Source organism: Actinoplanes sichuanensis (genome assembly GCF_033097365.1).
Taxonomy (GTDB): Bacteria; Actinomycetota; Actinomycetes; order Mycobacteriales; family Micromonosporaceae; genus Actinoplanes; species Actinoplanes sichuanensis.
On the sequence record NZ_AP028461.1, the window covers coordinates 3,497,347 to 3,522,423 of the forward strand.

General features: G+C 70.5%; 35 protein-coding genes and 1 riboswitch. Of the genes, 20 read left to right on the forward strand and 15 right to left on the reverse strand.

What is annotated here, in order from left to right; translation table 11 throughout:
• Positions 1 to 219: 219 nt before the first annotated feature.
• Both Q0Z83_RS15790 and Q0Z83_RS15795 read left to right on the forward strand, forming a co-directional pair.
• On the forward strand, positions 220 to 534 hold the full coding sequence (locus Q0Z83_RS15790; protein ID WP_317794677.1) for a metalloregulator ArsR/SmtB family transcription factor: 315 nt from the start codon (positions 220 to 222) through the stop codon (positions 532 to 534).
• Entirely contained in the window at positions 521 to 1,237 is a 717-nt protein-coding gene (locus Q0Z83_RS15795; protein WP_317794678.1) for a hypothetical protein, read from the forward strand. Before Q0Z83_RS15790 ends, Q0Z83_RS15795 begins: the two co-directional genes overlap by 14 nt.
• Before the next feature lie 11 nt (positions 1,238 to 1,248).
• Here Q0Z83_RS15795 and Q0Z83_RS15800 read toward each other — a convergent pair whose 3' ends face one another.
• Positions 1,249 to 1,716 carry a MarR family winged helix-turn-helix transcriptional regulator gene (locus tag Q0Z83_RS15800; protein ID WP_317794679.1) on the reverse strand — a complete coding sequence of 156 codons (468 nt, stop codon included), beginning with the start codon at positions 1,714 to 1,716 and terminating at the stop codon, positions 1,249 to 1,251.
• Between the two features lie 87 nt (positions 1,717 to 1,803).
• Between Q0Z83_RS15800 and Q0Z83_RS15805 the strand changes: the two genes are divergently transcribed.
• On the forward strand, positions 1,804 to 2,268 hold the full coding sequence (locus Q0Z83_RS15805) for an ester cyclase (protein ID WP_317794680.1): 465 nt from the start codon (positions 1,804 to 1,806) through the stop codon (positions 2,266 to 2,268).
• Here the strand turns inward: Q0Z83_RS15805 and Q0Z83_RS15810 are convergent.
• From Q0Z83_RS15810 to Q0Z83_RS15820, 3 genes are all read right to left on the reverse strand, one after another.
• A complete protein-coding gene (locus tag Q0Z83_RS15810) occupies positions 2,259 to 3,098 on the reverse strand; it encodes a hypothetical protein (protein WP_317794681.1) in 840 nt (279 codons plus the stop codon). The genes Q0Z83_RS15805 and Q0Z83_RS15810 overlap by 10 nt on opposite strands.
• 2 nt (positions 3,099 to 3,100) lie before the next feature.
• Entirely contained in the window at positions 3,101 to 3,451 is a 351-nt protein-coding gene (locus Q0Z83_RS15815) for an S-adenosylmethionine decarboxylase (protein ID WP_317794682.1), read from the reverse strand.
• An 81-nt stretch (positions 3,452 to 3,532) separates the two neighbouring features.
• The gene (locus Q0Z83_RS15820) at positions 3,533 to 4,495 is read right to left on the reverse strand and encodes an aminoglycoside phosphotransferase family protein (RefSeq protein WP_317794683.1); all 963 of its coding nucleotides are present in this window, start codon (positions 4,493 to 4,495) and stop codon (positions 3,533 to 3,535) included.
• Between the two features lie 57 nt (positions 4,496 to 4,552).
• Here Q0Z83_RS15820 and Q0Z83_RS15825 point away from each other — a divergent pair, with 57 nt between their 5' ends.
• From Q0Z83_RS15825 to Q0Z83_RS15835, 3 genes are read left to right on the forward strand one after another with little or no spacing between them, the layout of a single operon-like run.
• Entirely contained in the window at positions 4,553 to 5,269 is a 717-nt protein-coding gene (locus Q0Z83_RS15825) for a class I SAM-dependent methyltransferase (protein ID WP_317794684.1), read from the forward strand.
• On the forward strand, positions 5,266 to 5,745 hold the full coding sequence (locus Q0Z83_RS15830) for an HAD domain-containing protein (RefSeq protein ID WP_317794685.1): 480 nt from the start codon (positions 5,266 to 5,268) through the stop codon (positions 5,743 to 5,745). Before Q0Z83_RS15825 ends, Q0Z83_RS15830 begins: the two co-directional genes overlap by 4 nt.
• On the forward strand, positions 5,730 to 6,413 hold the full coding sequence (locus Q0Z83_RS15835) for an alpha/beta fold hydrolase (protein WP_317794686.1): 684 nt from the start codon (positions 5,730 to 5,732) through the stop codon (positions 6,411 to 6,413). Before Q0Z83_RS15830 ends, Q0Z83_RS15835 begins: the two co-directional genes overlap by 16 nt.
• Here the strand turns inward: Q0Z83_RS15835 and Q0Z83_RS15840 are convergent.
• Positions 6,313 to 7,320, reverse strand: a complete 1,008-nt coding sequence (locus Q0Z83_RS15840) for a DUF2867 domain-containing protein (RefSeq protein WP_317794687.1) — start codon at positions 7,318 to 7,320, stop codon at positions 6,313 to 6,315. The two genes, Q0Z83_RS15835 and Q0Z83_RS15840, sit on opposite strands and share 101 nt — an antisense overlap.
• A 48-nt stretch (positions 7,321 to 7,368) precedes the next feature.
• On the opposite strand from Q0Z83_RS15840, the gene Q0Z83_RS15845 reads away from it, so the two are divergent.
• Together Q0Z83_RS15845 and Q0Z83_RS15850 are read left to right on the forward strand one after the other, a co-directional pair.
• Positions 7,369 to 7,965, forward strand: coding sequence for a TetR/AcrR family transcriptional regulator (locus tag Q0Z83_RS15845; RefSeq protein WP_317794688.1), 597 nt, complete (start codon positions 7,369 to 7,371; stop codon positions 7,963 to 7,965).
• A gap of 18 nt (positions 7,966 to 7,983) precedes the next feature.
• Positions 7,984 to 8,685: a GNAT family N-acetyltransferase gene (locus Q0Z83_RS15850; protein ID WP_317794689.1), complete on the forward strand. Its 702-nt coding sequence runs from the start codon at positions 7,984 to 7,986 to the stop codon at positions 8,683 to 8,685.
• 3 nt (positions 8,686 to 8,688) lie between these two features.
• On the opposite strand, the gene Q0Z83_RS15855 is transcribed toward Q0Z83_RS15850, so the two are convergent.
• Positions 8,689 to 10,758 carry a galactose oxidase-like domain-containing protein gene (locus tag Q0Z83_RS15855; RefSeq protein ID WP_317794690.1) on the reverse strand — a complete coding sequence of 690 codons (2,070 nt, stop codon included), beginning with the start codon at positions 10,756 to 10,758 and terminating at the stop codon, positions 8,689 to 8,691.
• Between the two features lie 254 nt (positions 10,759 to 11,012).
• Here Q0Z83_RS15855 and Q0Z83_RS15860 point away from each other — a divergent pair, with 254 nt between their 5' ends.
• Together Q0Z83_RS15860 and Q0Z83_RS15865 are read left to right on the forward strand one after the other, a co-directional pair.
• Positions 11,013 to 11,753, forward strand: coding sequence for a phosphotransferase (locus Q0Z83_RS15860; protein ID WP_317794691.1), 741 nt, complete (start codon positions 11,013 to 11,015; stop codon positions 11,751 to 11,753).
• A complete protein-coding gene (locus Q0Z83_RS15865; protein WP_317794692.1) occupies positions 11,744 to 12,241 on the forward strand; it encodes an SRPBCC family protein in 498 nt (165 codons plus the stop codon). Before Q0Z83_RS15860 ends, Q0Z83_RS15865 begins: the two co-directional genes overlap by 10 nt.
• On the opposite strand, the gene Q0Z83_RS15870 is transcribed toward Q0Z83_RS15865, so the two are convergent.
• Positions 12,225 to 12,785 carry a HEAT repeat domain-containing protein gene (locus Q0Z83_RS15870; RefSeq protein ID WP_317794693.1) on the reverse strand — a complete coding sequence of 187 codons (561 nt, stop codon included), beginning with the start codon at positions 12,783 to 12,785 and terminating at the stop codon, positions 12,225 to 12,227. The genes Q0Z83_RS15865 and Q0Z83_RS15870 overlap by 17 nt on opposite strands.
• On the opposite strand from Q0Z83_RS15870, the gene Q0Z83_RS15875 reads away from it, so the two are divergent.
• Positions 12,771 to 13,289 carry an LLM class oxidoreductase gene (locus Q0Z83_RS15875; RefSeq protein WP_317794694.1) on the forward strand — a complete coding sequence of 173 codons (519 nt, stop codon included), beginning with the start codon at positions 12,771 to 12,773 and terminating at the stop codon, positions 13,287 to 13,289. The genes Q0Z83_RS15870 and Q0Z83_RS15875 overlap by 15 nt on opposite strands.
• Here Q0Z83_RS15875 and Q0Z83_RS15880 read toward each other — a convergent pair.
• Positions 13,286 to 13,870 carry a class I SAM-dependent methyltransferase gene (locus Q0Z83_RS15880; RefSeq protein WP_317794695.1) on the reverse strand — a complete coding sequence of 195 codons (585 nt, stop codon included), beginning with the start codon at positions 13,868 to 13,870 and terminating at the stop codon, positions 13,286 to 13,288. The genes Q0Z83_RS15875 and Q0Z83_RS15880 overlap by 4 nt on opposite strands.
• Before the next feature lie 78 nt (positions 13,871 to 13,948).
• Here Q0Z83_RS15880 and Q0Z83_RS15885 point away from each other — a divergent pair, with 78 nt between their 5' ends.
• Positions 13,949 to 14,746: an AraC family transcriptional regulator gene (locus tag Q0Z83_RS15885; protein ID WP_378079210.1), complete on the forward strand. Its 798-nt coding sequence runs from the start codon at positions 13,949 to 13,951 to the stop codon at positions 14,744 to 14,746.
• 165 nt (positions 14,747 to 14,911) lie between these two features.
• On the opposite strand, the gene Q0Z83_RS15890 is transcribed toward Q0Z83_RS15885, so the two are convergent.
• Genes Q0Z83_RS15890 through mycP form a run of 3 tightly spaced genes read right to left on the reverse strand, consistent with a single transcriptional unit; the run spans position 14,912 to position 17,216 of the window.
• Positions 14,912 to 15,481 carry a TIGR03086 family metal-binding protein gene (locus tag Q0Z83_RS15890; RefSeq protein WP_317794697.1) on the reverse strand — a complete coding sequence of 190 codons (570 nt, stop codon included), beginning with the start codon at positions 15,479 to 15,481 and terminating at the stop codon, positions 14,912 to 14,914.
• Positions 15,482 to 15,537: 56 nt separating this feature from the next.
• Positions 15,538 to 16,035: a suppressor of fused domain protein gene (locus Q0Z83_RS15895; protein WP_317794698.1), complete on the reverse strand. Its 498-nt coding sequence runs from the start codon at positions 16,033 to 16,035 to the stop codon at positions 15,538 to 15,540.
• Positions 16,032 to 17,216: a type VII secretion-associated serine protease mycosin gene (mycP, locus tag Q0Z83_RS15900; RefSeq protein ID WP_317794699.1), complete on the reverse strand. Its 1,185-nt coding sequence runs from the start codon at positions 17,214 to 17,216 to the stop codon at positions 16,032 to 16,034. The genes Q0Z83_RS15895 and mycP overlap by 4 nt, the downstream gene beginning before the upstream one ends.
• Before the next feature lie 81 nt (positions 17,217 to 17,297).
• Positions 17,298 to 17,451, forward strand: a riboswitch (adenosylcobalamin (AdoCbl) riboswitch).
• A gap of 8 nt (positions 17,452 to 17,459) precedes the next feature.
• Here mycP and Q0Z83_RS15905 point away from each other — a divergent pair.
• From Q0Z83_RS15905 to Q0Z83_RS15915, 3 genes are read left to right on the forward strand one after another with little or no spacing between them, the layout of a single operon-like run.
• The gene (locus tag Q0Z83_RS15905) at positions 17,460 to 17,654 is read left to right on the forward strand and encodes a CbtB domain-containing protein (RefSeq protein WP_093617645.1); all 195 of its coding nucleotides are present in this window, start codon (positions 17,460 to 17,462) and stop codon (positions 17,652 to 17,654) included.
• Positions 17,645 to 18,376, forward strand: a complete 732-nt coding sequence (locus Q0Z83_RS15910) for a CbtA family protein (RefSeq protein ID WP_317794700.1) — start codon at positions 17,645 to 17,647, stop codon at positions 18,374 to 18,376. The genes Q0Z83_RS15905 and Q0Z83_RS15910 overlap by 10 nt, the downstream gene beginning before the upstream one ends.
• On the forward strand, positions 18,373 to 18,924 hold the full coding sequence (locus tag Q0Z83_RS15915; RefSeq protein WP_317794701.1) for a histidine phosphatase family protein: 552 nt from the start codon (positions 18,373 to 18,375) through the stop codon (positions 18,922 to 18,924). Before Q0Z83_RS15910 ends, Q0Z83_RS15915 begins: the two co-directional genes overlap by 4 nt.
• On the opposite strand, the gene Q0Z83_RS15920 is transcribed toward Q0Z83_RS15915, so the two are convergent.
• Entirely contained in the window at positions 18,915 to 19,460 is a 546-nt protein-coding gene (locus Q0Z83_RS15920; RefSeq protein ID WP_317794702.1) for a chloramphenicol phosphotransferase CPT family protein, read from the reverse strand. The genes Q0Z83_RS15915 and Q0Z83_RS15920 overlap by 10 nt on opposite strands.
• A 24-nt stretch (positions 19,461 to 19,484) precedes the next feature.
• On the opposite strand from Q0Z83_RS15920, the gene Q0Z83_RS15925 reads away from it, so the two are divergent.
• The 3 genes from Q0Z83_RS15925 (at position 19,485) to Q0Z83_RS15935 (ending at position 21,163) form a co-directional block, all read left to right on the forward strand.
• Complete coding sequence (locus tag Q0Z83_RS15925; protein ID WP_317794703.1) at positions 19,485 to 19,946, forward strand: GNAT family N-acetyltransferase; 462 nt, start codon at positions 19,485 to 19,487, stop codon at positions 19,944 to 19,946.
• 2 nt (positions 19,947 to 19,948) lie between these two features.
• Complete coding sequence (locus Q0Z83_RS15930; RefSeq protein WP_317794704.1) at positions 19,949 to 20,353, forward strand: GNAT family N-acetyltransferase; 405 nt, start codon at positions 19,949 to 19,951, stop codon at positions 20,351 to 20,353.
• A gap of 138 nt (positions 20,354 to 20,491) precedes the next feature.
• Positions 20,492 to 21,163, forward strand: a complete 672-nt coding sequence (locus Q0Z83_RS15935) for a hypothetical protein (protein ID WP_317794705.1) — start codon at positions 20,492 to 20,494, stop codon at positions 21,161 to 21,163.
• A 225-nt stretch (positions 21,164 to 21,388) separates the two neighbouring features.
• Here Q0Z83_RS15935 and Q0Z83_RS15940 read toward each other — a convergent pair whose 3' ends face one another.
• Both Q0Z83_RS15940 and Q0Z83_RS15945 read right to left on the reverse strand, forming a co-directional pair.
• Positions 21,389 to 21,733, reverse strand: a complete 345-nt coding sequence (locus Q0Z83_RS15940) for an SCO4225 family membrane protein (RefSeq protein WP_317794706.1) — start codon at positions 21,731 to 21,733, stop codon at positions 21,389 to 21,391.
• A gap of 56 nt (positions 21,734 to 21,789) precedes the next feature.
• A complete protein-coding gene (locus Q0Z83_RS15945; protein ID WP_317794707.1) occupies positions 21,790 to 22,650 on the reverse strand; it encodes a nitroreductase/quinone reductase family protein in 861 nt (286 codons plus the stop codon).
• A gap of 418 nt (positions 22,651 to 23,068) precedes the next feature.
• Here Q0Z83_RS15945 and Q0Z83_RS15950 point away from each other — a divergent pair, with 418 nt between their 5' ends.
• Together Q0Z83_RS15950 and Q0Z83_RS15955 are read left to right on the forward strand one after the other, a co-directional pair.
• Complete coding sequence (locus Q0Z83_RS15950; protein WP_317794708.1) at positions 23,069 to 24,073, forward strand: S66 peptidase family protein; 1,005 nt, start codon at positions 23,069 to 23,071, stop codon at positions 24,071 to 24,073.
• A 10-nt stretch (positions 24,074 to 24,083) separates the two neighbouring features.
• The gene (locus Q0Z83_RS15955; RefSeq protein ID WP_317794709.1) at positions 24,084 to 24,527 is read left to right on the forward strand and encodes an NUDIX hydrolase; all 444 of its coding nucleotides are present in this window, start codon (positions 24,084 to 24,086) and stop codon (positions 24,525 to 24,527) included.
• A gap of 57 nt (positions 24,528 to 24,584) precedes the next feature.
• Here Q0Z83_RS15955 and Q0Z83_RS15960 read toward each other — a convergent pair whose 3' ends face one another.
• Positions 24,585 to 24,992 (reverse strand): hypothetical protein, encoded by a 408-nt coding sequence (locus Q0Z83_RS15960; protein ID WP_317794710.1) that lies wholly within the window; start codon positions 24,990 to 24,992, stop codon positions 24,585 to 24,587.
• Positions 24,993 to 25,077: the final 85 nt, after the last annotated feature.

Consider the following 25,077-nt stretch of genomic DNA (forward strand, 5'->3'; position numbering starts at 1 on the left):
CGCGAGCGTCCCGCCTGCCGAGCCGCCCATCGGCGCCGAGACGATCGGATGCCGCGCTGCGATCGGTCGTGGGAACGCCGCCGTCGAAGCCATCCGCGCACCGTCACCGCCGGCGGGTTTCGGCGGCGAGGGCCGTGCCACCTGCACAGGGCACGACAAGCCATCGGTACTTTGCTATTTTGGCGAAGAGCGAAATAGTTGACTGCGGCGGAGGCGGCCATGTCTGACGGGGTGTTCGCGGCGCTCGCGCATCCGACGCGCCGGTCGGTGCTGATGCTGTTGCAGAGCAGCGGGCCCATGGCCGTCGGTGACATCGCTGCGGCGCTCGGTGTGGTGGGGCCCACCCTGTCCGGCCATTTGAAGGTGCTGCGCGGGGCGGACCTCGTCGGTACCCAACGGCAGGGCACCACGATCCGGTACGTCACCAAGCTGTCCGTGCTGGAGGCCGCCATCGCGGAGTTGATGGAGAACATGCGTGTCGGCGGCGACGTCGATTCGTCACGGGGAGGAGAGGGAACGCGTGCGGACAACTGAGCAGACCAGAGGGACCGTTCCGGCGGTGGGGGTCGTGGTGCTGGTCGTCGGCCTCGTCCTGATGGCGGTACTGTCCTGGCAGGTGGCCGGGAGTCTGTCCGGCTCGGTCACTTTCGTCGGCACCGGGCCGGACGGTGCCGACCAGCACGCCCCGAAGTCGCTCGTTCTGAGTGGGATGCCGTTGCTGACTCTGGTGATCGCTGCGGTGCTCCTGGCCTCGCACCGGTTGCGCCGCTTCACGGCGGATGCCGTCAAGGTGTCACCGTGGCGCGACGATCGGACTCACCGTAAAGCCGTCGACCTGGCTCTGGGCGTGCTGGTGCCGGTGCTGCTGGGCCTGCACCTGGTCGTTTTGCGGGCGGCCGACGGCCGGGCCGGTGCGGGAGTCGGTTACCTGGCCGCCGCGGTGGCGTTCGTCGTCATCGGTGTCGGCAACTTCTGGCCCAAGCAGGTTCCGGTCGTGCCCGCCGTCCTGGCCGCACGGCTGGACGCCACGACCCGGCAGGGTCTGCAGGACGGTCTGGAGGCGCAACGGCGCAACCTGCGGCCGGCCGGGGTCGTGATGGTGTTGCTCGGTCTGGTGGCTCTCGCCTGCTCCTGGCTCGTCCCGATGGTGTCGCTCGGGGTGTCCTTCTCGGCCGTCCTCGCCGTGGCGGGCATCGTTTCGGCCACGGCGTGGCGCTCGGCCGTATCCCGGCACTGACGACGGCGGGGTCAGCGGGCGCGCAGGCGTGTGGTCTGTTCGGTGCCGACGTCGGTGGTGCGGCGCAGGTAGCGCTCGATCACCGTGAGCTCGTCGTCGCTGAAGTCCGCCAACGCCTGGTCGAAGGCCTTGCCAGGGGTGTCCCAGGCGGCTTCGATCTCGGGGATACGCCCATGGCTGAGGGTGACCAGCGTCTTGCGCCGGTCGTGCGGGTCGGGGTGGCGTTCGGCGAGGCCGGCCTTGAGGAGGCGGTCGACCAGGCGGGTGGCGGAGCCGGAGGTCAGCCCGGTCAGTTCCGCGATCTCGCCGGTGGTGTGGGGCCCGGGTTGAAGGGTGAGCAGGCTGACGCATTGCAGGTCGGTGGGGTGCAGCCCGAGGTGTTCGGCCATCGCCTGGTTGAACAGGGCGTAGGCGGCGTGGTGGCGCCGGGCCGTCGCGGTGACCGTGGCGACCAGTTCCTCGCGGATGCGGTTTGACATGGCCTCCCCCTCGCATGCTAGCTATATCTGCGTCACGCAGACATTGCGTGACGCAGATGATTTTCGCACACCGTCCGGAAGGACCCCATGACCACCCACACCCCCGACCAGCTACGCGCCCTGCATGAGCGGTGGAGCCGGCTGTGGCGCGGCGACTTCACCGACGCCGAGCAGATCCTCGACCCCGGTTTCGTCGTCCATCAGGCGCGTCCCGACGGCAGCGACTCCGAGGCCGTCACCGGTCCCGCACGCTTGTTGCCGGAGATCGAGCAGACGATGGCCGCGTTCGACGACATCACCATCACCGTCGACCTCGGCCCGATCGTCGACGGTGACCTGGTCGCCGCCCGCTGGACCATGCGGGCCGCCTACGCCGGAGGCATCCCGCACGCCACCGCGGCCGTCGGGACGAGGATCTCGTTCAGCGGCAACGACATCCTGCGCGTGCGTGACGGCCGGTTCGTCGAGTACTGGACCTGCACCGACATCCTCGACGGCCTGTCGCAGCTCGGCGCCGTGTCCGGACCCAACGGCCCGGCCCACTACGCGTAGACGATGTTCTCGTCGAGGGTCCGGCCGGTGGCGATGCGGTGGGCGACGTTCGCGGCGACCAGCCGGGCCAACGGCCGGCGCCAGCCACGGCCCGGGATCCGGCCGGCATAGCCGTCACCGAAACCGCGCAGGGCCGCGGCCTGCCGGGTCATGTCGGGGACGAAATCCGGGATCCGCGCATACAGGGCCCGGGTGTCGGCCGACCCCAGGTACGCGAACGGCGCCGAACCGGCCAGCGGGTACAGCCGGTTACCGATCAGGGTCATGTTGCGCCACGCGCGGACGTCCAGCATGACCACCGCGTGTTCGACGCCGGCCCGGGTCCCGGCGACCGCGAACGTGCGGTACAGCAGGGAGCTGACGGTCAGGCCGTAGCGCCGGCCGCGGTATGCCGGAAGGACCGCCACGGTGGCGAAGTCCCAGATCGTCTGGCCGCGCATGCCGTGCGCGTCGAGGATCTCGCCGGCGCTGCGGCCGATGTGGGCGGGCGCGTCGGCGATGGTCTTGACCTGCGCGCCGACGCCGGCGATGACGCGGGTGGCGCCGGCCGGGCGGCCGGTGCGCCGGTCCAGGACGACGAAGAACAGGCTGCGCTGCTCGTACGGCCCGTATTCGCTGGTCATCGTGTCGGCGTCGTTGCCGAACGCGGGTTCGAACACGGCCCGTTCGACGGCACGTCCGACGTCGGCCAGCGGGTGCCCGTCGGCGGCGATCACGGTCAGGAAACGCCCCGGCCGGCCGGCACCCAGGGGCCGGCGCGGTGGGCTGTCGAGGAACGCGCGGCAGGTGACGGCGATGTCCGCCGGTGACAGGCGGTAGCCCACGGACACGCTCAGAACTCCTTCGCCACGATCGCGGAGGCCGAGAAGAAGTCTCGGGTGTACGCGACGACGGCCTCCGGGTCGAACGCCTTGCAGGTGTAGATGTCGACGCTGAAGAACGAGATCGGCCGCTCCCACGAGTAGAAGTGCGCGCCGGAGGTCTCCCAGTGGATCCACCCGGCCCAGCCGTACCGGTCGCTGATGTGGGTGACCGGTTCGATCAGTGTGATCATCGCGGTGACCTCGGACAGTTCGGTGAGGTACCGCTTGATGTGCTGGTCGGTGATCGGGAACGCGGGATAGCCCTCGACTACCAGCCGCTGGCGCAGGATGGTGGGGGCGAGGTCGGTGTAGGAAGGCACGTGGGTGGCGGTCTCTCGTCGGCGGTCGGACGTCGGCAGATGCGAAGGTAGCCGCCCCCGGGCCCGCTGCCACCCGGCTGATCAGCGGTTTCGTCGGTCCGGTCGGCTGCTGTGGGGTGTTCTTTCGGCGGTGAACTCGGCGAGGATTCCGTTGATGTAGGCGATGTCGTCCTGGACCTCGGCGGGGGTGCACCGGTCGCGGTAGTACGGCAGGGCGATCACCGCCAGCGACAGGGCCCAGCCTCTGGCCCGTACCCAGGCATGCTCGTCGGGTTTGAGGGCGTCTCGGAACGCCTGCCGGGAGTCGCCCTCGAACAGGTGCCAGGCGGGCAGGATGTCGGCGGCGGGGTCGGCCGCCCAGGCGGTGCCGAAGTCGATGACCGCGGTGAGCCGGCCGTCGGTGGTCAGCAGGTTGCCGGCCATCAGGTCACCGTGGATCCAGCGCGGCGGCCCGGTCCACGTGTCGGCGGTCAACGCGTGTTCCCAGGCGGCCAGCAGCAGGTCGGGATCGAGGTCGGCGCGCAGCTGGTCGACGGCGTCGCGGTACAGCCGGTCGCGGGGCGCCAGCGGGGTGCCGCGGCTGAACGGGTCGTGCGGAGGCGTCGGCGCGCCGGTGGTGTCGATGCGCTGCAGGTGGTGCAGGAAGTCGGCGAGCCGGTGGGCGGCGGCCTGCGGGTCGTCGAGGCGCGCCAGGTCGAAGGTGGTGCCGGGCAGCCACCGGTAGACACCCCAGGTGAACGGGTATTCGCTGGTCGCGGCGCCGAGGGCGACGGGTTCGGGGATGGCCAGCGGCAGGTGCGGGGCGAGCCGGGGCAGCCACATCAGGTCCTTCTCGACCTGGCCGGTGGTGCGCGGGGTACGCGGCAGGCGCACCGACAGATCGTCGCCGACCCGGAAGGTGACGTTGTCGGTACCGGACGCCGCGACATACCGGATCGGTAGGGCCGCCCAGTCCGGGAACTGGTCGGCGAGCAGCCGCCGCACCAGGGCGGTGTCGATGTCGAACTCATCGTCGTGGAGTCTGGTGACCTCGGTGTCCGGCACGGTCGCCAAGACTGCCGCAGGTGCCCGTTTTCGTCCACCGAGTTGTAGGGTGCCCGGATGAAGGTCTTCGGGTCGGTCGCCGCGGCCTACGCCGAGCATCGTCCCGACTACCCGGCCGACGCGGTGCGGTGGGTGCTGGCGGCGGCACCCGGTGTGCGGGTGCTGGATCTGGGTGCGGGGACCGGCAAACTCACCGCCGCCCTGCTGCAGGTCGGCGCGTCGGTGACGGCGGTCGAGCCGGATCCGGCGATGCGGGCCGTGCTCGATGAGACGTTTCCGCAGGTCCAGACACTGCCGGGGAGTGCCGAGTCGATCGCGGTGCCGGACGCGACGGTCGACGCGATCGTGGCCGGCAACGCGATGCACTGGTTCGACATGACGGCCGCCGAGCCGGAGTTCACGCGGGTGCTGGCGCCCGGCGGGGTCACGGCCGGTCTGTGGAACGTGCTGGACGATTCCGTCGGTTGGGTCGCCGAGCTGGCGCGGGTGGCCGGTGCCGCGGTCGTCGGGCCCCGCGACACCCCGGACGCGTGGCGGGCCGCGACCGCCGGGATGCTCGGTGCCGCGGCGCAGGCGCGGGCCTTCCCGCACGGCCAGCGCCGGACCGCCGATTCGCTGGTCGCGACGCTCGCGACCCGGGCCGGGGTGCTGATCATGCCGGAGCCGCAGCGGGCGATGCTGCTGGCCCGGATCCGCGACTTCCTGGCGAGCCGACCGGAGACCGCGACCGGGGAGTTCACACTGCCGATGCTGACGATGGTGTTACGCCGATGACCGGGCGGCCGCTGGTGTTCCTCGACGTCGACGGCCCGCTGATCCCGTTACGGGCCCGGCCGGCCGCCCCGGCCGGCACGCCGCCGCCGGATCCGTCGGGGCATCCGCTGATCCACCGGCTCGACCCGGCCGACGGGGCCCGGCTGCTGGCCCTCGACGCTGACCTGGTGTGGGCGACGACGTGGATGCAGACGGCCAACGAGCTGGTCGCACCGCGGCTGGGGCTGCCGCAGTTGCCGGTGGTGGCGTTCGACGACGACGAACCGGCGGTCACCGGCCTGCACTGGAAGACCCTCTCGCTGGTGAGCTGGGCCGCCGGCCGGCCGTTCGTGTGGCTCGACGACGAGGTGACCGAAACGGACCGGCACTGGGTGCGTGACTTCCACGAGGGTCCGGCGCTGGTGCACCGGGTCGATCCGTATGCGGGGCTCACCGCCGACGACTTCGCGGCGGTGAGCGCGTGGCTGCGACGGTGAGACTCGCCCATCGCACGGCCGGGGTGCCGGACGCACCGCCGGTGGTGCTGTTGCACGGGCTCGGCGACAGCGCGGCCGACTGGGACCCGGTGCTGGACGGGCTGGCCGCCCGGTGGCGGGTGTTCGCGGTGGATCTGCGCGGCCACGGCGACAGTGACCGGCCCGGCGACTACTCGTTCACGTTGATGCGTGACGACGTGCTGGCGTTTCTGGACACGGCCGGGCGGGACCGGGTGGCGCTGATCGGGCATTCGATGGGCGCGGTCGTGGCGGTGCTGGTGGCGCAGGCGGCGCCGCAGCGGGTGAGTCGTCTGGTGCTGGAGGACGCGACCGTACCCCGGCCCGGTGATCTGCATCGGCCGCCATTGCCGGTGCCCGCCGAGCCGACCCCCTACGACTTCGCCGTGGTCAACGCGATCCGGGCGCAGCTGACCGATCCGGACCCGGCCTGGTGGGACGACACGGACGCGGTGGCGACGCCGACGCTGATCGTGGACGGCGCCGGTAGTGACCAGCGGCAGGCGTTCCTCGCCGAGTCGGCGGCGCGGATGCCGGATGCGCGGGTGGTCACGATCGCGGCCGGTCACCACGTGCACCGGAACGCACCCGAGGAGTTCCTTGACGCGGTCGTACGGTTTCTACCGCGGCCCGGCGCAGCATCGCTCTGACCACGATCGGATGCACCAGGCGCACCAGGGCCAGGTAGATCCGGCCGCCGCGGGTGCGGGCCGCCGCATGGGTGGACAGGGTGACGGTGACCGCGTCGTCGCCCGCCTCGACCAGCACCGACGCACGGAAGTCGAGGTGCTCGGCGTCGGTGCCGAGCAGCACCTCGTGGTCGGTGCCGGTGATGGTGTCGAACGCGGTCCGGTCGCCGCGCTCGATGCCGAACGGCGCGACCAGCAGGTTGCGCAGCCGAAGCAGGGCGGTGACGGCGGCCGGCGGGTTACGGAAGATCGCGTCGGCCCAGGTCTGCGGGTCGGTGTCGGCGCCGGGACCGACCCGCGCGGCGTAGGCGTCGGCCAGGTCCGGCCGCGGGATCGCCTGAGCGATCAGACTCCCGGACGGTACGGCTGTCGCGTCGAGACGGACCGACATGAGGCGCACGGCCAGTCGCGCCCGCCACGGATAACGCACCGGTGCGGTGACCGTGCCGGTGACGGCGTGCTCGGCGTTGTCCAGCAGATGCTCCAGCACCGTGTCGTGGCAGGACCCGATCAGCGCGGCCCAGCTCAGCCGCATCCGTGCGGTGGCGGTGCCGACGAGCCGGTGCCGTAGCACACACGCGTGCTCGCCGTGGTCGACGACCTCGAAGGTGTGGGTGCCGGTCAGCCCGATCCGCGGGTCGAAGGTGAACTCGACCAGCCGCCCCGGCCGGTAGGCGCTGACGTGGTAGCCGACCGGGCCGTGCCCGCCGGTGGCGCCGACCGCGACCGGCCGGTCCAGGCGTATCGGCGGCCAGGTCGGTGCCGGCCACAGCGGGTCACCGGGCCGGCCGATCCGGTCGAGCAGGCTCCCGACGGCCGCGGCCGGGACCGGGAGCAGCCGCTCGTGGGTGTTGTCGAGGACGGTCATGACACCTCCATACGGTGGCGTATGTTTTCCGTACCGTACCGTATGGACATGGTTGAACGCCGCACCCGCAAGCCGACAGCGACCAGGCTCACGGTTGACGACTGGACCGCGGCCGCGCTGGAGGCGATGGCCCGCGGTGGTCTGGCCGCGGTCGCCGTGGAACCGCTGGCCGCCCGGCTCGGCGCCACCAAGGGCAGCTTCTACTGGCATTTCGCGAACCGCGACGCACTGATCGAGGCGGCCCTGCACCGCTGGGAAGCCGACCACACCGACGCGGTGATCGCGCTGGTCGAGGCCGAGACCGACCCGCTGAGCAGACTGCGGACCCTGATCGGCACGGTGATGGAGTCGACGGCGATCCCGGGTGCCGACGCGATCGAACTGGCCATGCTCGCGACCGCCGACCATCCGCACGTCGCGGCGGTGCTGACCCGCGTCACGCAGAAGCGGCTGGCGTACACCGCTCAGCTGTTCGAAGGTCTCGGCCTGGCCCCGCCGGAGGCCCGGCACCGGGCGCTGCTGGCGGTCAGCGCCTATCTGGGGCACGCGCAACTGGCCCACGCGACCCCGACCCTGGTGCCCGGCACCCCGCAGGAACGCCGAACGTATGTCGATCGGCTCATCGGGCTCGTCACCGGCCCCTGATCGGCTACCCTGCCGGGCGTGATCTACCTGCGGAATGCCGCGGCCATGTGGACCGCACTGTTCCCCTCGGCGCGTCTGGACGAACGGCTACTGCGGGTGGATCGACCCGGCACCACCCGGGTGATCCTGCGGCAGCCACCCACGTCGCTGACCGTCGCCGAGGTCGCCGGGATGGCGCTGCAGAGCCGCGTCGTCGTCGAAGACGTGTTCACCAGCCCCGACGCCGAACCGGTGTTCCCCAACTCGCGGGCGGTGTGCATGCCGGTGATGAACCGGCCACCGGGCGACCCGACTCCCCCGGCGAGCCCGGTGGTCGAGGTCCGCGACCCGGACACCCTGGCCCACGCCGAACGCGTGATGGTCGACGGTTTCCCGTTCCCGCAACTGCAACCGTGGGTCCGGGCGCAGGCGCTCCCGCCACGCGTGCTGGACCTGCCCGGCTGGCGGGTGTGGCTGGCCTACGACGACGGGCAGCCCGCCGCCGCCGCGTACACCTACGACGACGGGCAGGCCACCGGCCTGTACTGGCTGGCCACCCTGGCCGAGTTCCGGTCGCGGGGCCTGGGCCGGGCGGTGCTGTCGGCGGCGATCGCGGCCCGTCCCGACCAGGTGTTCACGCTGGTCGCCACCGAGGCGGGCCGGCCACTGTACGAGGCGATGGGGTTCGCGGTGGTGCGGATGGCGACCTGGCACACCAGGCCGCCGATCCTCACCGCCTGAGCGTCACCAGGTCCACTTCTGCAACGCCGCCCCGGTACACGTGACGATCTTGACCTGGGCGGCGTTGGTGTTGGCCGCCGCGGCCAGGCACAGCGTCGTCTTACTGACCGGCCGGACCGTGCCGTCGGCACCGAACTGCCAGCGTTGCGCCCCGGTGCCGTTGCAGCCGAACTGCCAGATCCGCTGCCCGTTGACGAAGTTGCTGCTCGGCACGTCGGCGCACATCCCGAACACCCGCAGCGTGTTGTCGGTGAACCGGGTCAACGACTGCGCCTTGGTGTTGTTGCAGGTGTAGGTCTGCAGGTAGGTCCGGGCGGTCAACGCCGACTGGGGGATGTCGACGCATTTGCCGGTGCTGTTCTTCAACGGACTCATCAGCGGCGTCGGCGCCTTCGCGACCTGCACCATCCGGGCCACCGACGGGACCCCGGCGGCGTCGGTGACGAACAGCATGTACCAGCCGGGCGGCGCGACCCCGCCGGTCGGCGGGCCGGTGACCGTCAGCGTGGTCCCGGAGACGCTGTATTTGAGTGGGATGTACCGCTGGCCCTGGTCGACGCTGTGGGTGACGTCGGCCGGCGCGACCAGCCCGACCTTGCGGATGTCCGCGGCCTGCGGGCTGGTCAGGGTGAACGCGGCGCCGATGCCGACGGTGGCCGGGCCGCCGGTGATGACCGGTCGGGCCGCCGGATCGCCGCTGCCGTCCTTCTTGAACAGGTACGGCGGGCTGAAGTACTCGACGTTCTTCTCCAGGTATCCGGCGGTCATGCAGCCGCCGCAGATCCCGCCGCCACCGGTCATCACCCGACCGTCGGGCAACAGCGCGGCCGTCGAGTGGTACTGCCGGATGCGTTCGGCGGCCGACAGCACCGTCCACTGTCCGGTCACCGGGTTCCACAGTTCGGCGGTGGTGACGGCCGCGTCCAGGTCGACGCCCCCGTTGACCGCGGCGCTGGTCAAACCGCCGGTGACCAGCACCGACCCGTCGGCCAGGACCGTCGCGTTGTGCTGGCGCCGGCCGGTCGACATGGCTCCGGTGGTGGTGACCGTCGGGACCAGACCCTTGTTGGCGTCCAGGATCACCGCGGTCCGGGTGGGTCGTTTCGCGACACCGTCCTCGGTGATGCTGCCCCCGCCGACCACCAGCGTCTTGCCGATGTCGTAGGTGGCGAAACTGCCGTAGTCGCGGGTGATGCCGTCACGATTGGCGGTGCCGGTGATCGCCGCGTTCCCGGCGGTGGTGACCGTCCAGCCCGTATTGTAGGGACCGAAAAGACCCAATTGTGTGTCGGGGCGGGAAATCATGAACGGATAGAGTCTCGCGTTGTATTTCGTGAAGTTCGGCAATTGGCGAATCGCGCCGTTCGTCTGATAGACCTCGGCGGTGGCCGGTCCGCCTCCGATGATCACTTCTTCACCGTTCGCCATTCTCGTCACCGACGGATACCAGCGGGCCGCCGCCATGTCCGTCCCGCGGGTCCAGGTTTCGGTCCGCCAGTTGAACACGTAGGTACGCAGGGTCCCGGCCAGTTGTGCGTTGGCGTTTCCACCGGCCACCAGAATGTTGCCGTCGGCCAGATGCGAGAACCCGGCACAGAACAGGTTCGTGCCCTGCAGGTCGACACGCTTCTCGGTGTCGTCGGCCGGGTTCCACACCATCGCCCGGGTGAAGTCGTGGGTCGGGTAGTCCTCGGCCGCGTTGTCGCCGACCGAATCCCAGATCAGCACCTTGCCGTTGGGCAGCACCGCGGTGAACACCGGCACCACCGTGGTGTCGACGACCGAACTCCACTGCCCGGACACACCCGGGTCGGCGTCCGCGACCGAGGCCCTGACCTCGGCGCGGCCCGGTCGCCGGCCGGTCTGACGCTCGATGCGGGCGGCGTTCTCGGCGGTCTTCTTCTCGATCTCGTGCAGCGGCACCCCGACCAGGTCCTGCGCCCGATGCTCGGCGTCGTCCTGCGCACCGCCGTACCCGTGAGCGTGCTCGTGCGGCGCGGCCGGCGGCTGAGCCACCGAGGGGATCGCGGGCGCCCCGGACGCCGACGTGGCGACCAGGAATGACGCCGACAAAAGGCAAGCCGCTATCACCGTACGTATTATTCGCATGGCATTGTCGTCCCTTCACCGATCGCGCGGCCGGGACCTTATGAGCAGGCTTGATCAGGAAATTCCCCGTGATTTGTCTCGTGCCGCCCCCGTCAATGTTCAATGCGGCCACCATAACCCTTAACCGAGTTGTCCATCAATATTCACCGGTGGCACTTCCGGGCTCGGAACGCTCACCCGTTCGGCCAGCCGACTGTCGGTTCGGCGATACTTGCCGGATGTCCGAAGAGATCCTTTCCGGCGGCAACACCGGCGGCGCGGTCCGGTCCGGCGACACGGTCCGCCGCGCCGGCGGCGCGTGGACGCCGACGGTGCAACGATTGCTGGGCCACCTGCGCGGCCACGGTCTGACGTGGGTGCCGCAGCCGTTCGGTACGGACCACGCGGGCCGTGACACCGTGTCCTACCTGCCGGGAACCGTCCTCAACGGAGACCTTCCGCACTGGGTGTGGGCCGACGACGTGCTGGTCGACGCGGCCCGGCTGATGTCCGCGCTACACACGGCGACCAGCACGTTCGACCGCACCGGGGCGGTGTGGCGGATCCCCGCCCACGAGCCCGCCGACGTGGTGTGCCACAACGACTTCGCCCCGTACAACATGGTGTTCACCGGCCGCACCCTGACCGGGGTGATCGACTGGGACACCGCGTCGCCCGGCCCGCGGGTGTGGGACCTGGCCTATCTCGCCTACCGGCTGGTGCCGTTGACCGACCCGGCCGACACCGAGGCCCTCGACAACGGCATCGCGCAACGCTCCCGGCGGCTGCGGCTGCTGTGCGCGGCCTACGGTACGCACGCTCCCGACCCGGCCGACGTGGTCGCCGTCGCCGTCGACAGACTGTCCGACCTGGCCGTCTGGACCGAGACCCACAGCCCGCACCTGGCATCGCACGTCGCCCTGTACCGGCGTGACGCCCGCTGGATCACCGACCACGCGGCGGTCCTGGCGTGCCGGTGACCGTGCAGGTGATCTCCTTCGTCGCGGCGGCCCCGGCCCGGGTGTTCGACCTGAAACTGGACGTGGACGTGCACGCCGCGTCCCAACACGCCGCCGGCGAGACCGCGGCGACCCGGGACGGCCGGCGGCAGCTGACGCTGGGCGACGAGGTGACGTTCCAGGCCCGCCACTTCGGCATCCGCTGGCGGATGACCAGCCGGATCACCGCCTACCAGCGCCCGGATGAGCCCGCCGACGCCGTCGGGTCGCCGCGAACCTCGGGCCGGTTCGTCGACGAGCAGGTCCGTGGACCGTTCGCGATGATGCGGCACGAGCATCTGTTCGAGGCCGACGGTGCCGGCACCCGGATGACCGACCGGATGAGCTTCGCCGCGCCGTTCGGGCCGCTGGGTGCGGTGGTGGCCCGCCTGGTGCTCGCGCCGCACCTGCGGCGGCTGCTGACCCGACGGGCGGCACATCTGGACGCCCTGGTCAGGGCAGGCGGGTGAGCCGGTCCAGGCCGCGTTGCGCGTTGCGGCGGATCCGTTCCACCGGGTCGCCGAGCATCACCCGCAGCAGCGGTACGGCGGTGGCGTCGCCGCGCATCGCCAGCCGGTTGGTGATGCCCGATCGGACGTCCTGGTCGGGGTCGCCGGTCAACGGCATCAACGCCGCGACGTAGCCCGGCCGCCGTAGCCAGGCGACCAGCCCGGCGGCCTTGGAGCGCACCGCCGGGTCGGGGTCGGTCAGGTAGCCGCGGGCGATCGCGTCGATCGGCCCGCGGTCACGTTGCCCGCCGACGGCTTCCAGAGCCGTGAACCGCAGTGCCGGGTCGTCGAGGGCGGCGACCAGGATCGGCAGGTCACGGGCATCGCCGATCAGGCCGAGCGCCCAGATCCGCATCGACGCGTCCCCGGTCAGCGCGAGCGCCTCCGCGCGGCTGGTCTCCGCCTCGAACTCGGCCAGGTATTCGATCTCGTCCTCGATCTCCCGGAAGTCGAATCCCTGATCGGCCGCGCTCCGAAGGCGCCGCAGCAGTTGCCCGAAACCCATGCCCGCAGACGCTACGTCACCGCCGCGTCGACGTCGTACACCCTGTGGGGCGCTGCCGGCTGGAACATCGTGACCACCGATCTGGAGCAGTACTGGGGTAAGGATCTGTCCGGCTACGACCCGGACGGACCGCTGCCCGACATCGAACCGGCCGACGGCGAGCTGGATCCGTCGCGGGGCACCCTGTCGCTCGAGCATCGGACCGGCAAGCTCCAGCGGATCGCCCAGTGGCGGCAGCGGGGCCTGTCGATCCGGGAGCTGGTGATCGACGTGCAGCCGCGGCACAACGTGTTCGTCGGTACGCCCGGTGACATCGCCGACGAATGGACCCGGTATGTGACGGCGCGGGCGGTGGACGGGTTCAACATCGTGCCGCAGCTGCTGCCGGGCACGGTCGAGGACATCGTCGACCGGCTGGTGCCCGAGTTGCAGGAACGCGGCGTGTACCGGACCGAGTACACCGGTGCCACGTTGCGCGAACATCTGGATCTACCGGCCGCCTAGGTTGCGGCGTGCAGCAGCAGGTAGGTCATCCGGTGCAGCCGGCCCCGCCCGGTCTCGGCGGCGGTACGGAACCCGGCCGCCGTCAACACGTCCGGGTTCAGGTCGTGGCCGGCGAAGTCGAGCACGTGCAGCCGCCCACCCGGCGCCAGCACCCGCCGCGCCTCCCGCAACGCCCGGTCCCGACCGGGTTCATCGAGGTGGTGCAGCATCAGCGACGACAGCACCACGTCGACACTCGCGTCGGGTAGCGGCAGGTCACCGGCGAACGCGTACTCGTAGCGGATCGGCAGAGCCCGCCGCGCCGCTTTGCGGCGGCCGCGGTCGAGGGCGGCACGGTCCGGATCGATACCCACGGCGTCGATTCCGGGGGTACGCCGTGCGAGCTCGGTCAGCAGGTTGCCGGTACCGCAGCCGATCTCCAGGACCCGCTGCCCGGCCCGCACGTCGGCCGCGTCCAGCAGCCGCCGGTGCAGACGCCGCGCCCCGAGCAGCCGACTCAACGGGTCGTACAGCGGCATCAGCCAGTGTCGGCCCATCCCGGGTAGATAGTCCCCCTCCGGGGTATGACGAAGTTTGGTCATGCCTCTAGCATCGACCGGGTGCCCACAAGCGCCAATGGTGGATCCTCGGCCGTCGTACGACATTCTTCGGTTCCGCTGGTGGGTTTTCCGCATCAGCCGGGCCGGCCCCCGATCGCCGTCGCCCGGTTCCCCGGCCATCCGATACACGCCGGCACCCACGCCCACGACTTCCTGGTGCTGTTCTACGCCCACCGCGCCGACGCACACGCGATGATCGACGACCGGCCGTGGACGGTGTCCGACGGTGACCTGTTCGTGCTGGCACCAGGCCAGGTGGTGGCGTTCGAGGCGACCCCCGTCGAAGGGTGGGTGGTGTGGTTCCCGGCCGAGGCGGTCCGCTCGGCGGGCATGTCCTGGCGCTCGCATCCGCTGCTGTTCCCGTTCGCCCGCGGCACCGACCGGGTCCAGCGGCTGCCCATCCCACCCGGCGACCGCGACCACTGGCAGGCCCGGTTCGCGGCCCTCGACACCGAACTGACCCACCGACGCGACGGCTATCCGCAGGCCGCGCTCGCCCATCTGACACTGCTGCTGGTCGCCGCGGCCCGCCTGTCACCCCGACCGGTCGACGATCCGCTGCTCGCGGCGGTCTTCGACGTCATCGAAGACCGCTTCACCCAGACGCTGTCGCTGGCCGAGGTCGCCGCCGCGGTCGCGCTCACCCCGGGCCATCTGACCACGACGGTACGTCGCAAGACCGGCCGTACCGTCCAGCAGTGGATCCTGCAGCGCCGCCTGCAGGAGGCCCGCCGCCTGCTGTCGGAGACGGACCTGCCGGTCGCGTCGGTGGCCCACCGCAGCGGCTTCCCCGACGTCTCGTACTTCATCAAACGGTTCCGCGCCGAATGCGGCGTCACCCCCGCCCGATGGCGTTGACCGACCCCAGAAACGCGCCCGCACCACCGTCTCGGCGGACGCCTTCGCCGCCCCGCACATCGTCGCCGACACCGGATGACACGACTCGTCATACCGCCCGCGGCCCGGCCCGCCGAGCCGGTTCCCGGCCCGACCCGCCGGTCCCCCCGAAGATCAGGATCGTCATCAAGCGCCCTGCCAACCCGGATCCCGACCGGTCGCCGCCAGCAGCCGCCCGAACCGGCCCACCTCCGGACCCACCTGCACGGCCGGGCCGAACGCACCCATCTGGCGGCCCATGTCCCCCATCGTCTCCAGGAACTCCGCCGTCGCCGCCAGCAGCGCCTCGTCGACCTGATACGGCTGCCCGGTCGCCGACGCCAGATCCCAGCCGTGCACCACCAGGTCGACGACCAGCATCAGCCCGAGCGTGCGCTGCGGCAGCCCCATCCCCGGCGACACCCCGTCCAGCACCGCCGGATCCGACCACGCCACGATCGTCGTGCCGGCGTCCACGGGGAACGCCTGCCGCCAGTCACCGACCAGAGCGTCCGCGGTGACACTCCAGTCGACCTCCCGGCGGGCGGCGACCAGCCGAAAATTACCGACCACCTGAAAAAGGTGGTTCAGCAGATCCCGGACCTGGAACCGCGCACACGGCGTGACCGACCCGAGCTGCTCGTCACGAACCCCGGCGACCAGCCCGGACACCGTCGGCACCACCCGCCGCAACAGATCACTGATCTCGGTAGACATCAGCCCACCCTAGAGACCGGCGGCCACGCCCGGCCACAACGATCCCCCGACCGGGGTCAGGCCCGCGCCGGGTCGGTCACCAGCAGCGGATCGTCGCTGTCGACCTCACCCGACTGCGCCTCGGCCGCGGTCACCCCGACCAGCTGCAGGAACCGGTCACCGAGTTGCGGGTCGACGGCCAGAATCACCACGGTCAGCCCCGACGGCGGCCCGTCGGTGTGCGGATACCCGGTGATCGGCGCCCCCAGATCAGCCCACTGACCCTCCTCGAACGGCTCCCCCGCCTCCCCGGCCAGCACCGCCAACCCGGCGACCCGGTCGAGCAGCAGGAACGGCCACTGCGGCGGCGACTGCTCCGCCCCGCGCACGACCCGAACCGTCACCTCGAAACCGTGCCGCTCACCCAACCCGTACGACACGAAATGCCAATGCCCGTCAGCCGGATAGGCCGACGCCGCCGGTAACGCGAACCCCTCAGCCGGATATGTCACATGCCACGGCTGCGCCTGGGGGTAGAGCGCGCTCATGGCCTCGGTGACGGTGTCCCACATCATCCCGGCATTTGATCATGACGATGGGTGTCCTGGGCAGCCCGCCAACCCCGCCGACGTCCCCCGGCCACCACCGCGGCCACCAGACCCGCCACCACCGCCAGCCCCGCACCACCGGCCGCGAACAGCCCCGCCCGCTCCCACGCCGGCCCCCGATCCGGCACCGCCACCGGCACCGCCGAGGTCTCCGGCACCGCCGCCACCACCGGCCCGGACTCCTCGGTCAACGCCCGATACGGGTCCAGCAGACCCACCCCGTACTGCGCACTACGCGCCCCACCCGGCGCCGGATCCGCCGACCGCAGCAACCGGTCGGCGATCTGGCCGGCCGAATCCCGCGGAAATCGCTCCCGCAACAACGCCGCCGTCGCCGACACGAACGGCGCCGCGAAACTCGTCCCCTGCACCGACCGGTAACCCCGCACCGGCGACAACACGGTCACCTGATCACCGAACGCCGCGATGTCCACATGCGGACCCGGCTGCGAATAATCCGCGAGGACCCCGTCCGGTTTCACCGCACCCACCCCGATCACCCCCGGAAACGCCGCCGGATACACCACCCCGGCATCCGCACCACCGTTACCCGCCGCCGCCACCACGACCACCCCGGCCCGGACCGCCTCAGCCACCGCGTCGCGCACCGCCGGATCGGGGTCGGCCATCACCAGCGAGATGTTGATCACGTCGGCGTTCGCCGGACCCGCCGCCCACCGGATCGCCTCCGCGAACGCGTCAGCACTCGACCGCGACCGCGGAATCTGCTGCTGCCCCTTGGTGTCGGTGTCCTCGGTCACCCGCACCGGAATCACCGTCGCCCCCGGCGCCAACCCCCGCACCCCACTGTCACCGTCCGGCAGACCCGCGATGATCCCCGCCACCGCCGTCCCATGCCCGACACAATCACGCCGCCCGTCGACCGCACCGTGCAACAGGTCCCGACCGGCCACCACCTGCCCCTTGAGCTGCGGATTACGCACATCGACACCGGAGTCGACCACCGCCACCCGCACCCCGGCCCCGGTCGCCAAACCCGCCAACCGCTCCGGCGAATACGCCCGCAACTCCGCCGGCACACCCGACACCGCAACACCCGCACCCAGGCACTGCGCCGCCCACCCCGGCGACACCGGCACCACCACGGCACCCAACAGACCCGCCACCACCGCCGCGAACACCCGCACGCCACACACCCCCGCACCACAGTGACCGGCGTGGATGCTACCGGTGCCCGGTTGTGCCATCGGCACCCCGGCCGTTAGGTTGAGACCAGCCAATCTGCGGTGTGTGAGGGAAACCGGTGAGAGTCCGGTGCGGTCGCGCCACTGTGAACGGGCCCCCAGCCAGGGGGCCGGTGAGTCAGGACGCTCACGTGCCGCAGGCCCCATCGATCGGGACGCGTCATCCCGTAGGAGGTTCACTCCACCATGCCCAAGGCACAAGCCCTCACCACGCCCGCGGTCTCCGGCAAGCTCCTCGCCACCGCCGCCGGCTTCACCGGCCTCATGCTCCTGCTGGCCTACCTCGTCGCCTTCGACCAGGGCGCCCTCTCCCAGTCCGGCATGTACCTGCACGAGCTCATGCACGACGGCCGCCACCTGCTCGGTGTCCCGTGCCACTGAACCACCGGCCCGGCTACATCCAGCTCCTACTCCGCGGCCTGCTCGCGGGCCTCGCCGCCGGCCTGCTCGCCGGCGGCTTCGCCTACCTCGTCGGCGAACCGCACATCAACGCGGCCATCGCCATCGAAGAAGCCGCCGCACCACCCGGCGAACACGCCGACGACCCACTCGTCGACCGCGACGTGCAAAGCACCGCCGGCCTGTTCCTCGCCACCGGCCTCTACGGCGTAGCACTCGGCGGCATCCTCGCCACCGCCTACACCGTCCTGCGCCGCCACCTGCGCACCGACAGCGACACCCGAGCCGCGCTCGGGCTGTCCGCCGCCGCCCTCACCGGCATCGTCCTGGTGCCTTACCTCAAATACCCACCCAACCCACCCGCCGTCGGCAACCCCGACACGATCAACCAACGCACCGCCGCCTACCTCGCCGTCCTCGCCCTCGGCCTGGTCGCCGTCTGGGCCGCCGCACTGGCCGCCCGCACCCAGACCGACCAATGGCGCCAGGCCACCGCCGGCACCGCCGCCTTCGTCGTGGTCGTCGGCATCGCCTACGCCCTCCTACCGACCTTCCACGAGGTCCCCGACGACTTCCCGGCCACACTGCTGTGGGACTTCCGGATCTCGTCACTGGGCACCCAGACCATCCTCTGGACCGCCCTCGGCCTCACCTTCGCCGGCCTGCTCACCGCCCGCACGAAAGCCACCGTCACCGCCGCGTGAACGGACTACGGCTGATCGCCGCCGGACACACCCGCGCACTACGCCGGGCCGTGTTCGGCGGCGACGACGCACTCGACGAAGCCGGCATCACAGCCACCCTGGCACTCAAAGACAGCGCGACCCTGCTACCGCGCCTGTTCCCCGACGACCAGCCCTGGCTCACCGCACCCACCCGCGCCGCCCACCAGACCGCCACCCTGCTCGGCGCCCCCACCACCCGCGAAGACCCCGACCTGACCGGACCCGACTTCGGCACCTGGACCGGCCTGCCCCTCGACCAGATCGACCCCGCCGGCCTCCAGCAGTTCCTCACCGACCCCACCGCCACACCCCACGGCGGCGAATCCCTGACCACCGCGACCAGCCGCCTCACCGGCTGGCTACACCGACACACCACCAGCAGACGTACGGCCATCGCCGACCCCCTGGTGATCCGCCTGATCCTCACCGCAGCCCTCGACCTGCCACCGGCCTACACCAACCTGGCAGTCGCCCCGCTCGCGGTCATCCGGCTCACCCACCACCACCGGTGGACCCTTCACCTCTGACGCAGCCGATCGAACGCCTTCGGCCCGCTCAACCCGGCCAGCCCCGCCACGATCTCCCGCGCACACTCCCCGGGACCCGCGGCGGTGGTGTCCACCACGATGTCCCGATCACCATGCCGATAGACCAGCGTCTGCGACACCGCCAACCCCACCGGCCGGTCACCGCGGGCAAGCTCGCGACGTGCCAACTCCGCCGGCGAACACCGCACCTCGACCAGAGTCACATCGACACCGGCCAACACGTCGAGCAGATCGGCCAGACGCCACGCCTCACTCAACGGATAATCCATGATCACGTCGTTGCCGGCCGACACCAGCCCCGCCACCGCCCGGTGATACCCCCGCCGCGTCCGCGACAGCATCGCCGCGATCTCACCCTCATCAAGCACCCGCGTATGCACCGTCGACCGCATCGCGCCCAGCTCATCAACCGGAAACAAGAACCACGGATCAGCCAGCAACGGCAACAACGCCCGCCCCACACTGCTCTTACCCGAACTCGACGCCCCATTGAGCACGATGACCCGACCCGACACACCACGACCGTACAATCCGGCCCCGTGACCTACCGCATCAGCATCGACGACCTCACCGGACCCGCCATCGCCGACCTCCTCCAACAACACGTCGACCAGATGCGCGCCATCACCCCACCGGACAGCAAACACGCCCTCGACCTCGACAGCCTCCGCGCCCCCGACATCACCCTCTGGACCGCCCACGACGGCGACCACCTCCTCGGCTGCGCCGCCCTCAAACACCTCGACCCCACCAGCGCCGAAATCAAATCCATGCGCACCGCCACCACCGCCCGCCGCCGCGGCGTAGCCGCCGCCCTACTCACCCACCTCATCACCGAAGCCCGCCACCGCCACTACCGACACCTCTACCTGGAAACCGGCGCCGGCGACTTCTTCCACCCCGCCCGCACCCTCTACCACCGCTTCGGCTTCCAGCCCTGCCCACCCTTCGCCGACTACAAAACCGACCCCAACAGCGTCCACCTCACCCTTACCCTCTGACGATGCTCGACGCCTACACCCACCTCTACGTCCACACCTTCACCCGCCCACCCTGGAACGAGACCTGGCACCCCCACGACGCCCGCCAACGCCTCCACGACATGCTCACCACCCCACGCGCCCACCACACCCACACCACCGGACCCGACGGCACCCTCACCGGCTTCGCCATCGGCCACCTCGAACGCCACGGCACCACCGACCACTTCCTGCTCCAGGAGATGTGCGTCCACCCCGACCACCAGCGCCAAGGCATCGGCACCCGCCTCCTCGACGACCTCGCCACCCGGATCCCCGACGTCACCCACTGGTACCTGCTGACCGGCCGCGACACCCCCGCCGCCGCCTTCTACCAGGCCAACGGCTTCCGCCCGGCCCACCGCAACACCATCTACGTCCGCCCCTGACCCCGACCCGGCGCCACTCGGGACCATCCGGGGACACCGGCCCCGCACCGACGTGCGAGTGGCGCCGCCTCCTACCGGGGCCGTCCTATGAACACTGATGAGACCGCAAGCCGGTCGGCCGAGCGCGTCGGGTTGAATATGGCTGTGACGGCTCATGATGTTGCTCGAAGCCTGCCGGACATCACGACTCTGCGGGAGCGCTGTCGCGCGTTGGCGGTGCTGGAGGCGATCCTGAGCCCGGCGGAGGAGTCTCGGTACTACTCGTTCACGTCGGCCTGGTCGGAGGACGAGGAGCTGGCGTCGATGGACAACGGTTCCGGTGACGCCTGGTCGATCGTATTCTCGCCCGCGGGCGCCTTTCTCCGGGGCTTCGATCATGAATCTTCGATGAACCCGGCCGTGAACGACGAGGAGTTGTGGCCAGGACTGGTCGACACGATCCCGGAGGCGTTCTCTGCCGCGGTGAACGAGCCGGCATTCGGCTACGAAGGCAAGCTGGAAGCAACGGTCTGTCTGTGGCGGCACACCGGCGACGACCGGTGGCACGCCGGCGACATCGATTTTCCCGACCGTCCCGACCCTGACGGTGCCGAACGGCTGTTCTCCGTGCTGCTCGATCCGACCGGCCTGGCCTACCACCGCTTCGCCGAGGACTACTACGGGAAGACCGTAGATCTTGACGCCGTCCGTGAGGTCTTCGCGCTGACCCCGTTGACCGCGAGCTTGGTGCGGCGCCTGAACCCTGACCGATCGACAGCCGCCCTCCTCGCCGACCTGTCCTACATCGGCTATCCCTCGCAGTCGGCCTAGCATTCCGCCTTCGCGCGAGCGACCACGTCTCGGTCGCCAGAGGCATGGGTGGACCAGGTGGCGCCGGCAGTCGGCGGACGGCGGACGGCGGACGAAGCTGCCAATGCGGTTCACCTGCTCGTCGCAGTAGGAGAAGACGGTGTGCAGCTCGCCGAGGGTGAAACGCGCGCTTCACGGCGTCCCTCAGTTCTCACCGTTGTTTCTGGTCTGAAACTACGGGCGCCCCTACCGGGTTTCGGCGGCGTGATCGTCGACCAGCGGCACGTCATACGACGCCCGCGCCCGACGGATCTGCCGCACCACCGCGTCGATCACCACCGCGTTGGCCAGCGCCCCCACCGACAGGCACGCCACGAACACCACGTCACTGTCGGCCCACGCCCCGGGCATCACCGCGAACAGCAGCCACGACACCGGACCGGTCAGCAGCATCGGCCAGATCACCTCGAGATCCGCATCCGGCTGACCCCACCGCGCCACCGACACGAACGCCCACACCGTGGCCGCCACCACCACGACCAGGTAGGCCCGCGAGAACCAGCCCCCGACCACCCAACGCACGAATGTCACGCCCGGCATCCTGAACGTTCCCGCAGGCCCACACAATGATCAACCGCACCTCAAGATCAACTCAGGGCTGCCTCCAACACCCGCTCCTCATGATCGAGATGCGCGACCAACTCACCCGTCAACACCTCCACCAGACCCGACAGCTCCTCCCGCGCAAGCCCCGGATCCGCTAACGCCGACCGCAACCGCCCCAACAACTCGGCCACCACACCGTGCTCGGCGCGCAATCGCTGCACCGCCGGCCCCGCCTCCGGATGCGCATACTCCAGCATCGGAAACAGCCCCTGATCCTCCTTCACATGATGACCGTGCAGATTCGCGCACAACGTCAAACAATTGACCCGCAACTGCGCACCCAACACCGCACCCGACCGCTGCACCTCGGCCCGGATCAACTCCAACTCCCGCCGAAACGCACCATGCACCAACCGCAGAACCTCCGCCGGCGACGACGGCGCACCACCCGCCGCACGCGGCGGCCCCGCAGCCGCGACCGCCGCCAACGCCACCACCGGCAATTCCCGCCCGGACTGCCGCTCATAATCGGCCCACCCGGCATCCTGCTCGACAGCCCGACCGAAAGCGTCGTCCCGCTCCCGCCCCGACAACACGCTCGCCGCCGCCTCGTACACGAACGGCCCGTCCTCGACCTGCACCAGCGGATTCGCCAGCACATTGTGAAACCACGCCGGATGCCGCCGCGCCCCACCATTCGACCCGATCACCAGAACCCGTTCCTGATCAGGCAGATAACCCAGCGGAACGGTATGCGGCCGCCCACTGCGCGCTCCGGTCGTGGTCAGCAGCAACAGCCGCCCACCCTCGAACATCCCACCGACCCGGCCCTGATTGGCTCGGAACTCGGCGATGACAGAAGAATTGAAATCGTTCGACATTCTCAGCTTTCGGTAGTCCACCCGGAAATCCCGCGAACCTGGCGCGGGCAGCAGAAATCCACCGTCGCGAAACCGACGGCATGCGGAGAAGAACGAACGATCAGGCGGCGATCGAGCGCGGGCGACGGGCGACCGTGGCGGCCGCCCGGCGATCACGCGTCAGCCGGGTGCCCCACTCGGTAATGGCCCAAGGCCGACCCGGCAGTCACGAACGACACCCTAACCCAATCCATGTCCGGTCGGCGAAGCCGTCCTTTGGGTCTTTTCAGGGTGCGGCTTGCCGCACAACCTCTAAACCATCCTAGGATGTACGTTCCAGCAGAGTCCCGTCCGTTCGACGCGACGCAGACCCGGGGACCCGACCGAGCGGCACCGCCGGGCTGAAGCCGTCGGTCGATATTCAGTCGCGCACCCGACCACACGTCCGGATACTGCCCCGGTGACCGTTTCCCCGACGACCCCACACCTACTGCGACCCCACGCGCTGAAACCAGGCGACCTCGTGGCCCTCGCAGCCCTGTCCGGTCCCCTGCCCGAGCAGTACGCACCCAACGTCGACACCACACACACCGTGCTCGAACGCATGGGCTTCCGCGTCCACCGATCCCCCCTCGTCCAGGTCGACCGCAACCGCTGGTGGAGCGCCGCCGCCCCCACCGAGATCGCCGACCAGCTCAACACCCTGCTCCGCGACCCCGACGTACGCGCCATCATCGCCGTCGACGGCGGCCAGACCGTCTTCGGCTACCTCGACCTGATCGACCTAGACGCCGTCCGAGCCGACCCCAAACCCATCCTCGGCTACAGCGACCTCTCCCTACTGCACCTGGCCCTACACGCCCGCACCGGACTGGTCGGCTTCCACGCCGACATGGCCGTCCCCGGCTTCGGCCACCACTGGCAGAACGCCCCCGCCGCCGACCAGGCCCGCCTCGAAACCCTCTACCGGCACCTGCTGACCTCGACCGAACCCTTCGGCCCGCTACCGGCGTTCTCGACCTGGGAATGCTGGCGCCCGGGAACCGCCGAAGGCCCCCTCATCGGCGCCGTCGTCAACCGGATCGCCCTCGTCCAGGCGACGAGCTTCGCCCTGCCCCTGGACCGCTTCAACGACGCCATCCTGTTCTGGGAGGAGATCGGCGGCCACACCTCCCACGTGTGGAGCTACCTGCAGGTACTACGCCACGCCGGCATCCTCGACCGGATCTCCGGCATGATCATCGGCGTCCCCCGAGACATCGCCGGCCTCGAACCCGGCACCTCACCCACCCTGCCCGAACTCGTCTTCGACGTCCTCGGCGACCGCGACATCCCGGTCCTCGCCAACGTCGACATCGGCCACGCCGGCCCCAACCTCCCCATGCCCCTCGGCATCCGAGCCGCCCTCGACGCCACCAGCAGAACGCTGACCCTGCTGGAACCCGCGGTCCAAACCGTTCCGTAGGGTGCCGCCCATGGCCATCCCGGAATACGTCGTCGCCCTCCGCGCCAAGATCGGACACGACCCGCTGCCCCTGCCCGGTGTCATCGCCGTCGTCCTCGACGACCACGACCGGGTCCTGCTGGTACGCCGCTCCGACACCGACGACTGGGCCCTGACCACCGGCTGCCTCGAACCGGGCGAGCAGCCGGCCGCCGGCGCGATCCGCGAGGTCCAGGAGGAGACCGGCGTCGACGTCACCGTCGAACGGCTGCTCTCCGCCGAAGCCCTGGACCTGTCCGTCGCCCCCAACGGCGACCAGATCTACTGGCTCGCGATCGGCCTGCTCTGCCGGGCCACCGGCGGCACCGCACACGTCAACGACGACGAGTCGACCGACGTGGCCTGGTTCACGGCCGACGCCGTACCCCCGCTCCCGCCCCACCAGCAACGCTGCCTGACCCTCGCACTGACCTGACCAGGAGCCCGGCCGCACCCGAGAGGGCTGGCCGGGCACTCCCCGTCCCGATCAAGATCAGCTGTCGAAGTACAGCGTGGCGCCCGCACACCCCCACGGACAGTGCAGCTCGGCCCGATAGTTGCCGGACTGCGAGATGATCATCCAGATGTTGTGCTCCGCGCTGCGGAACTGGTTGTCGCGGAGAACCTCAGCACCGGTACCGACATTGCGGATGACGATGAACGAACTCGGGGGATCCGCCTCCTCCCCCGGCGGGTTCGGAGTCGCCGGCGAATAGATGTTCAACGTGGCCGCATGCGGATTGGCCCCCGCGGCCAGCCACATCGGCGCCGTGTTACACCCCCACTTGTTGCTCGCCGACACCGTGCACGACCGCTGAGCCGCGGCACTGGCCGGCTGCCCCACCATCATGACGCCGGCCAGCGCGGCCACCGCGACCATCCCCCGCAAGATCCTGCTCACCGAATTCCCCCTCCTCGAAGCCCAACGGCGATCTGACCGCTCCATCCTCTGGCCACGAGGGCATACCGAAACAGGCCGCCGACCG

Coding starts and splice junctions, on each gene's coding strand:
- Q0Z83_RS15895 (WP_317794698.1), bottom strand. CDS start 16,035: ATGATGTGGGACACCGTCACCGAGGCCATGAGCGCGCTCTACCCCCAG.
- Q0Z83_RS15955 (WP_317794709.1), top strand. CDS start 24,084: ATGGCCATCCCGGAATACGTCGTCGCCCTCCGCGCCAAGATCGGACAC.
- Q0Z83_RS15905 (WP_093617645.1), top strand. CDS start 17,460: ATGCCCAAGGCACAAGCCCTCACCACGCCCGCGGTCTCCGGCAAGCTC.
- Q0Z83_RS15870 (WP_317794693.1), bottom strand. CDS start 12,785: ATGGGTTTCGGGCAACTGCTGCGGCGCCTTCGGAGCGCGGCCGATCAG.
- Q0Z83_RS15825 (WP_317794684.1), top strand. CDS start 4,553: ATGAAGGTCTTCGGGTCGGTCGCCGCGGCCTACGCCGAGCATCGTCCC.
- Q0Z83_RS15935 (WP_317794705.1), top strand. CDS start 20,492: ATGGCTGTGACGGCTCATGATGTTGCTCGAAGCCTGCCGGACATCACG.
- Q0Z83_RS15840 (WP_317794687.1), bottom strand. CDS start 7,320: ATGACCGTCCTCGACAACACCCACGAGCGGCTGCTCCCGGTCCCGGCC.
- Q0Z83_RS15805 (WP_317794680.1), top strand. CDS start 1,804: ATGACCACCCACACCCCCGACCAGCTACGCGCCCTGCATGAGCGGTGG.
- Q0Z83_RS15860 (WP_317794691.1), top strand. CDS start 11,013: ATGTCCGAAGAGATCCTTTCCGGCGGCAACACCGGCGGCGCGGTCCGG.
- Q0Z83_RS15880 (WP_317794695.1), bottom strand. CDS start 13,870: ATGACCAAACTTCGTCATACCCCGGAGGGGGACTATCTACCCGGGATG.
- Q0Z83_RS15800 (WP_317794679.1), bottom strand. CDS start 1,716: ATGTCAAACCGCATCCGCGAGGAACTGGTCGCCACGGTCACCGCGACG.
- Q0Z83_RS15890 (WP_317794697.1), bottom strand. CDS start 15,481: ATGTCTACCGAGATCAGTGATCTGTTGCGGCGGGTGGTGCCGACGGTG.
- Q0Z83_RS15845 (WP_317794688.1), top strand. CDS start 7,369: ATGGTTGAACGCCGCACCCGCAAGCCGACAGCGACCAGGCTCACGGTT.
- Q0Z83_RS15830 (WP_317794685.1), top strand. CDS start 5,266: ATGACCGGGCGGCCGCTGGTGTTCCTCGACGTCGACGGCCCGCTGATC.
- Q0Z83_RS15930 (WP_317794704.1), top strand. CDS start 19,949: ATGCTCGACGCCTACACCCACCTCTACGTCCACACCTTCACCCGCCCA.
- Q0Z83_RS15790 (WP_317794677.1), top strand. CDS start 220: ATGTCTGACGGGGTGTTCGCGGCGCTCGCGCATCCGACGCGCCGGTCG.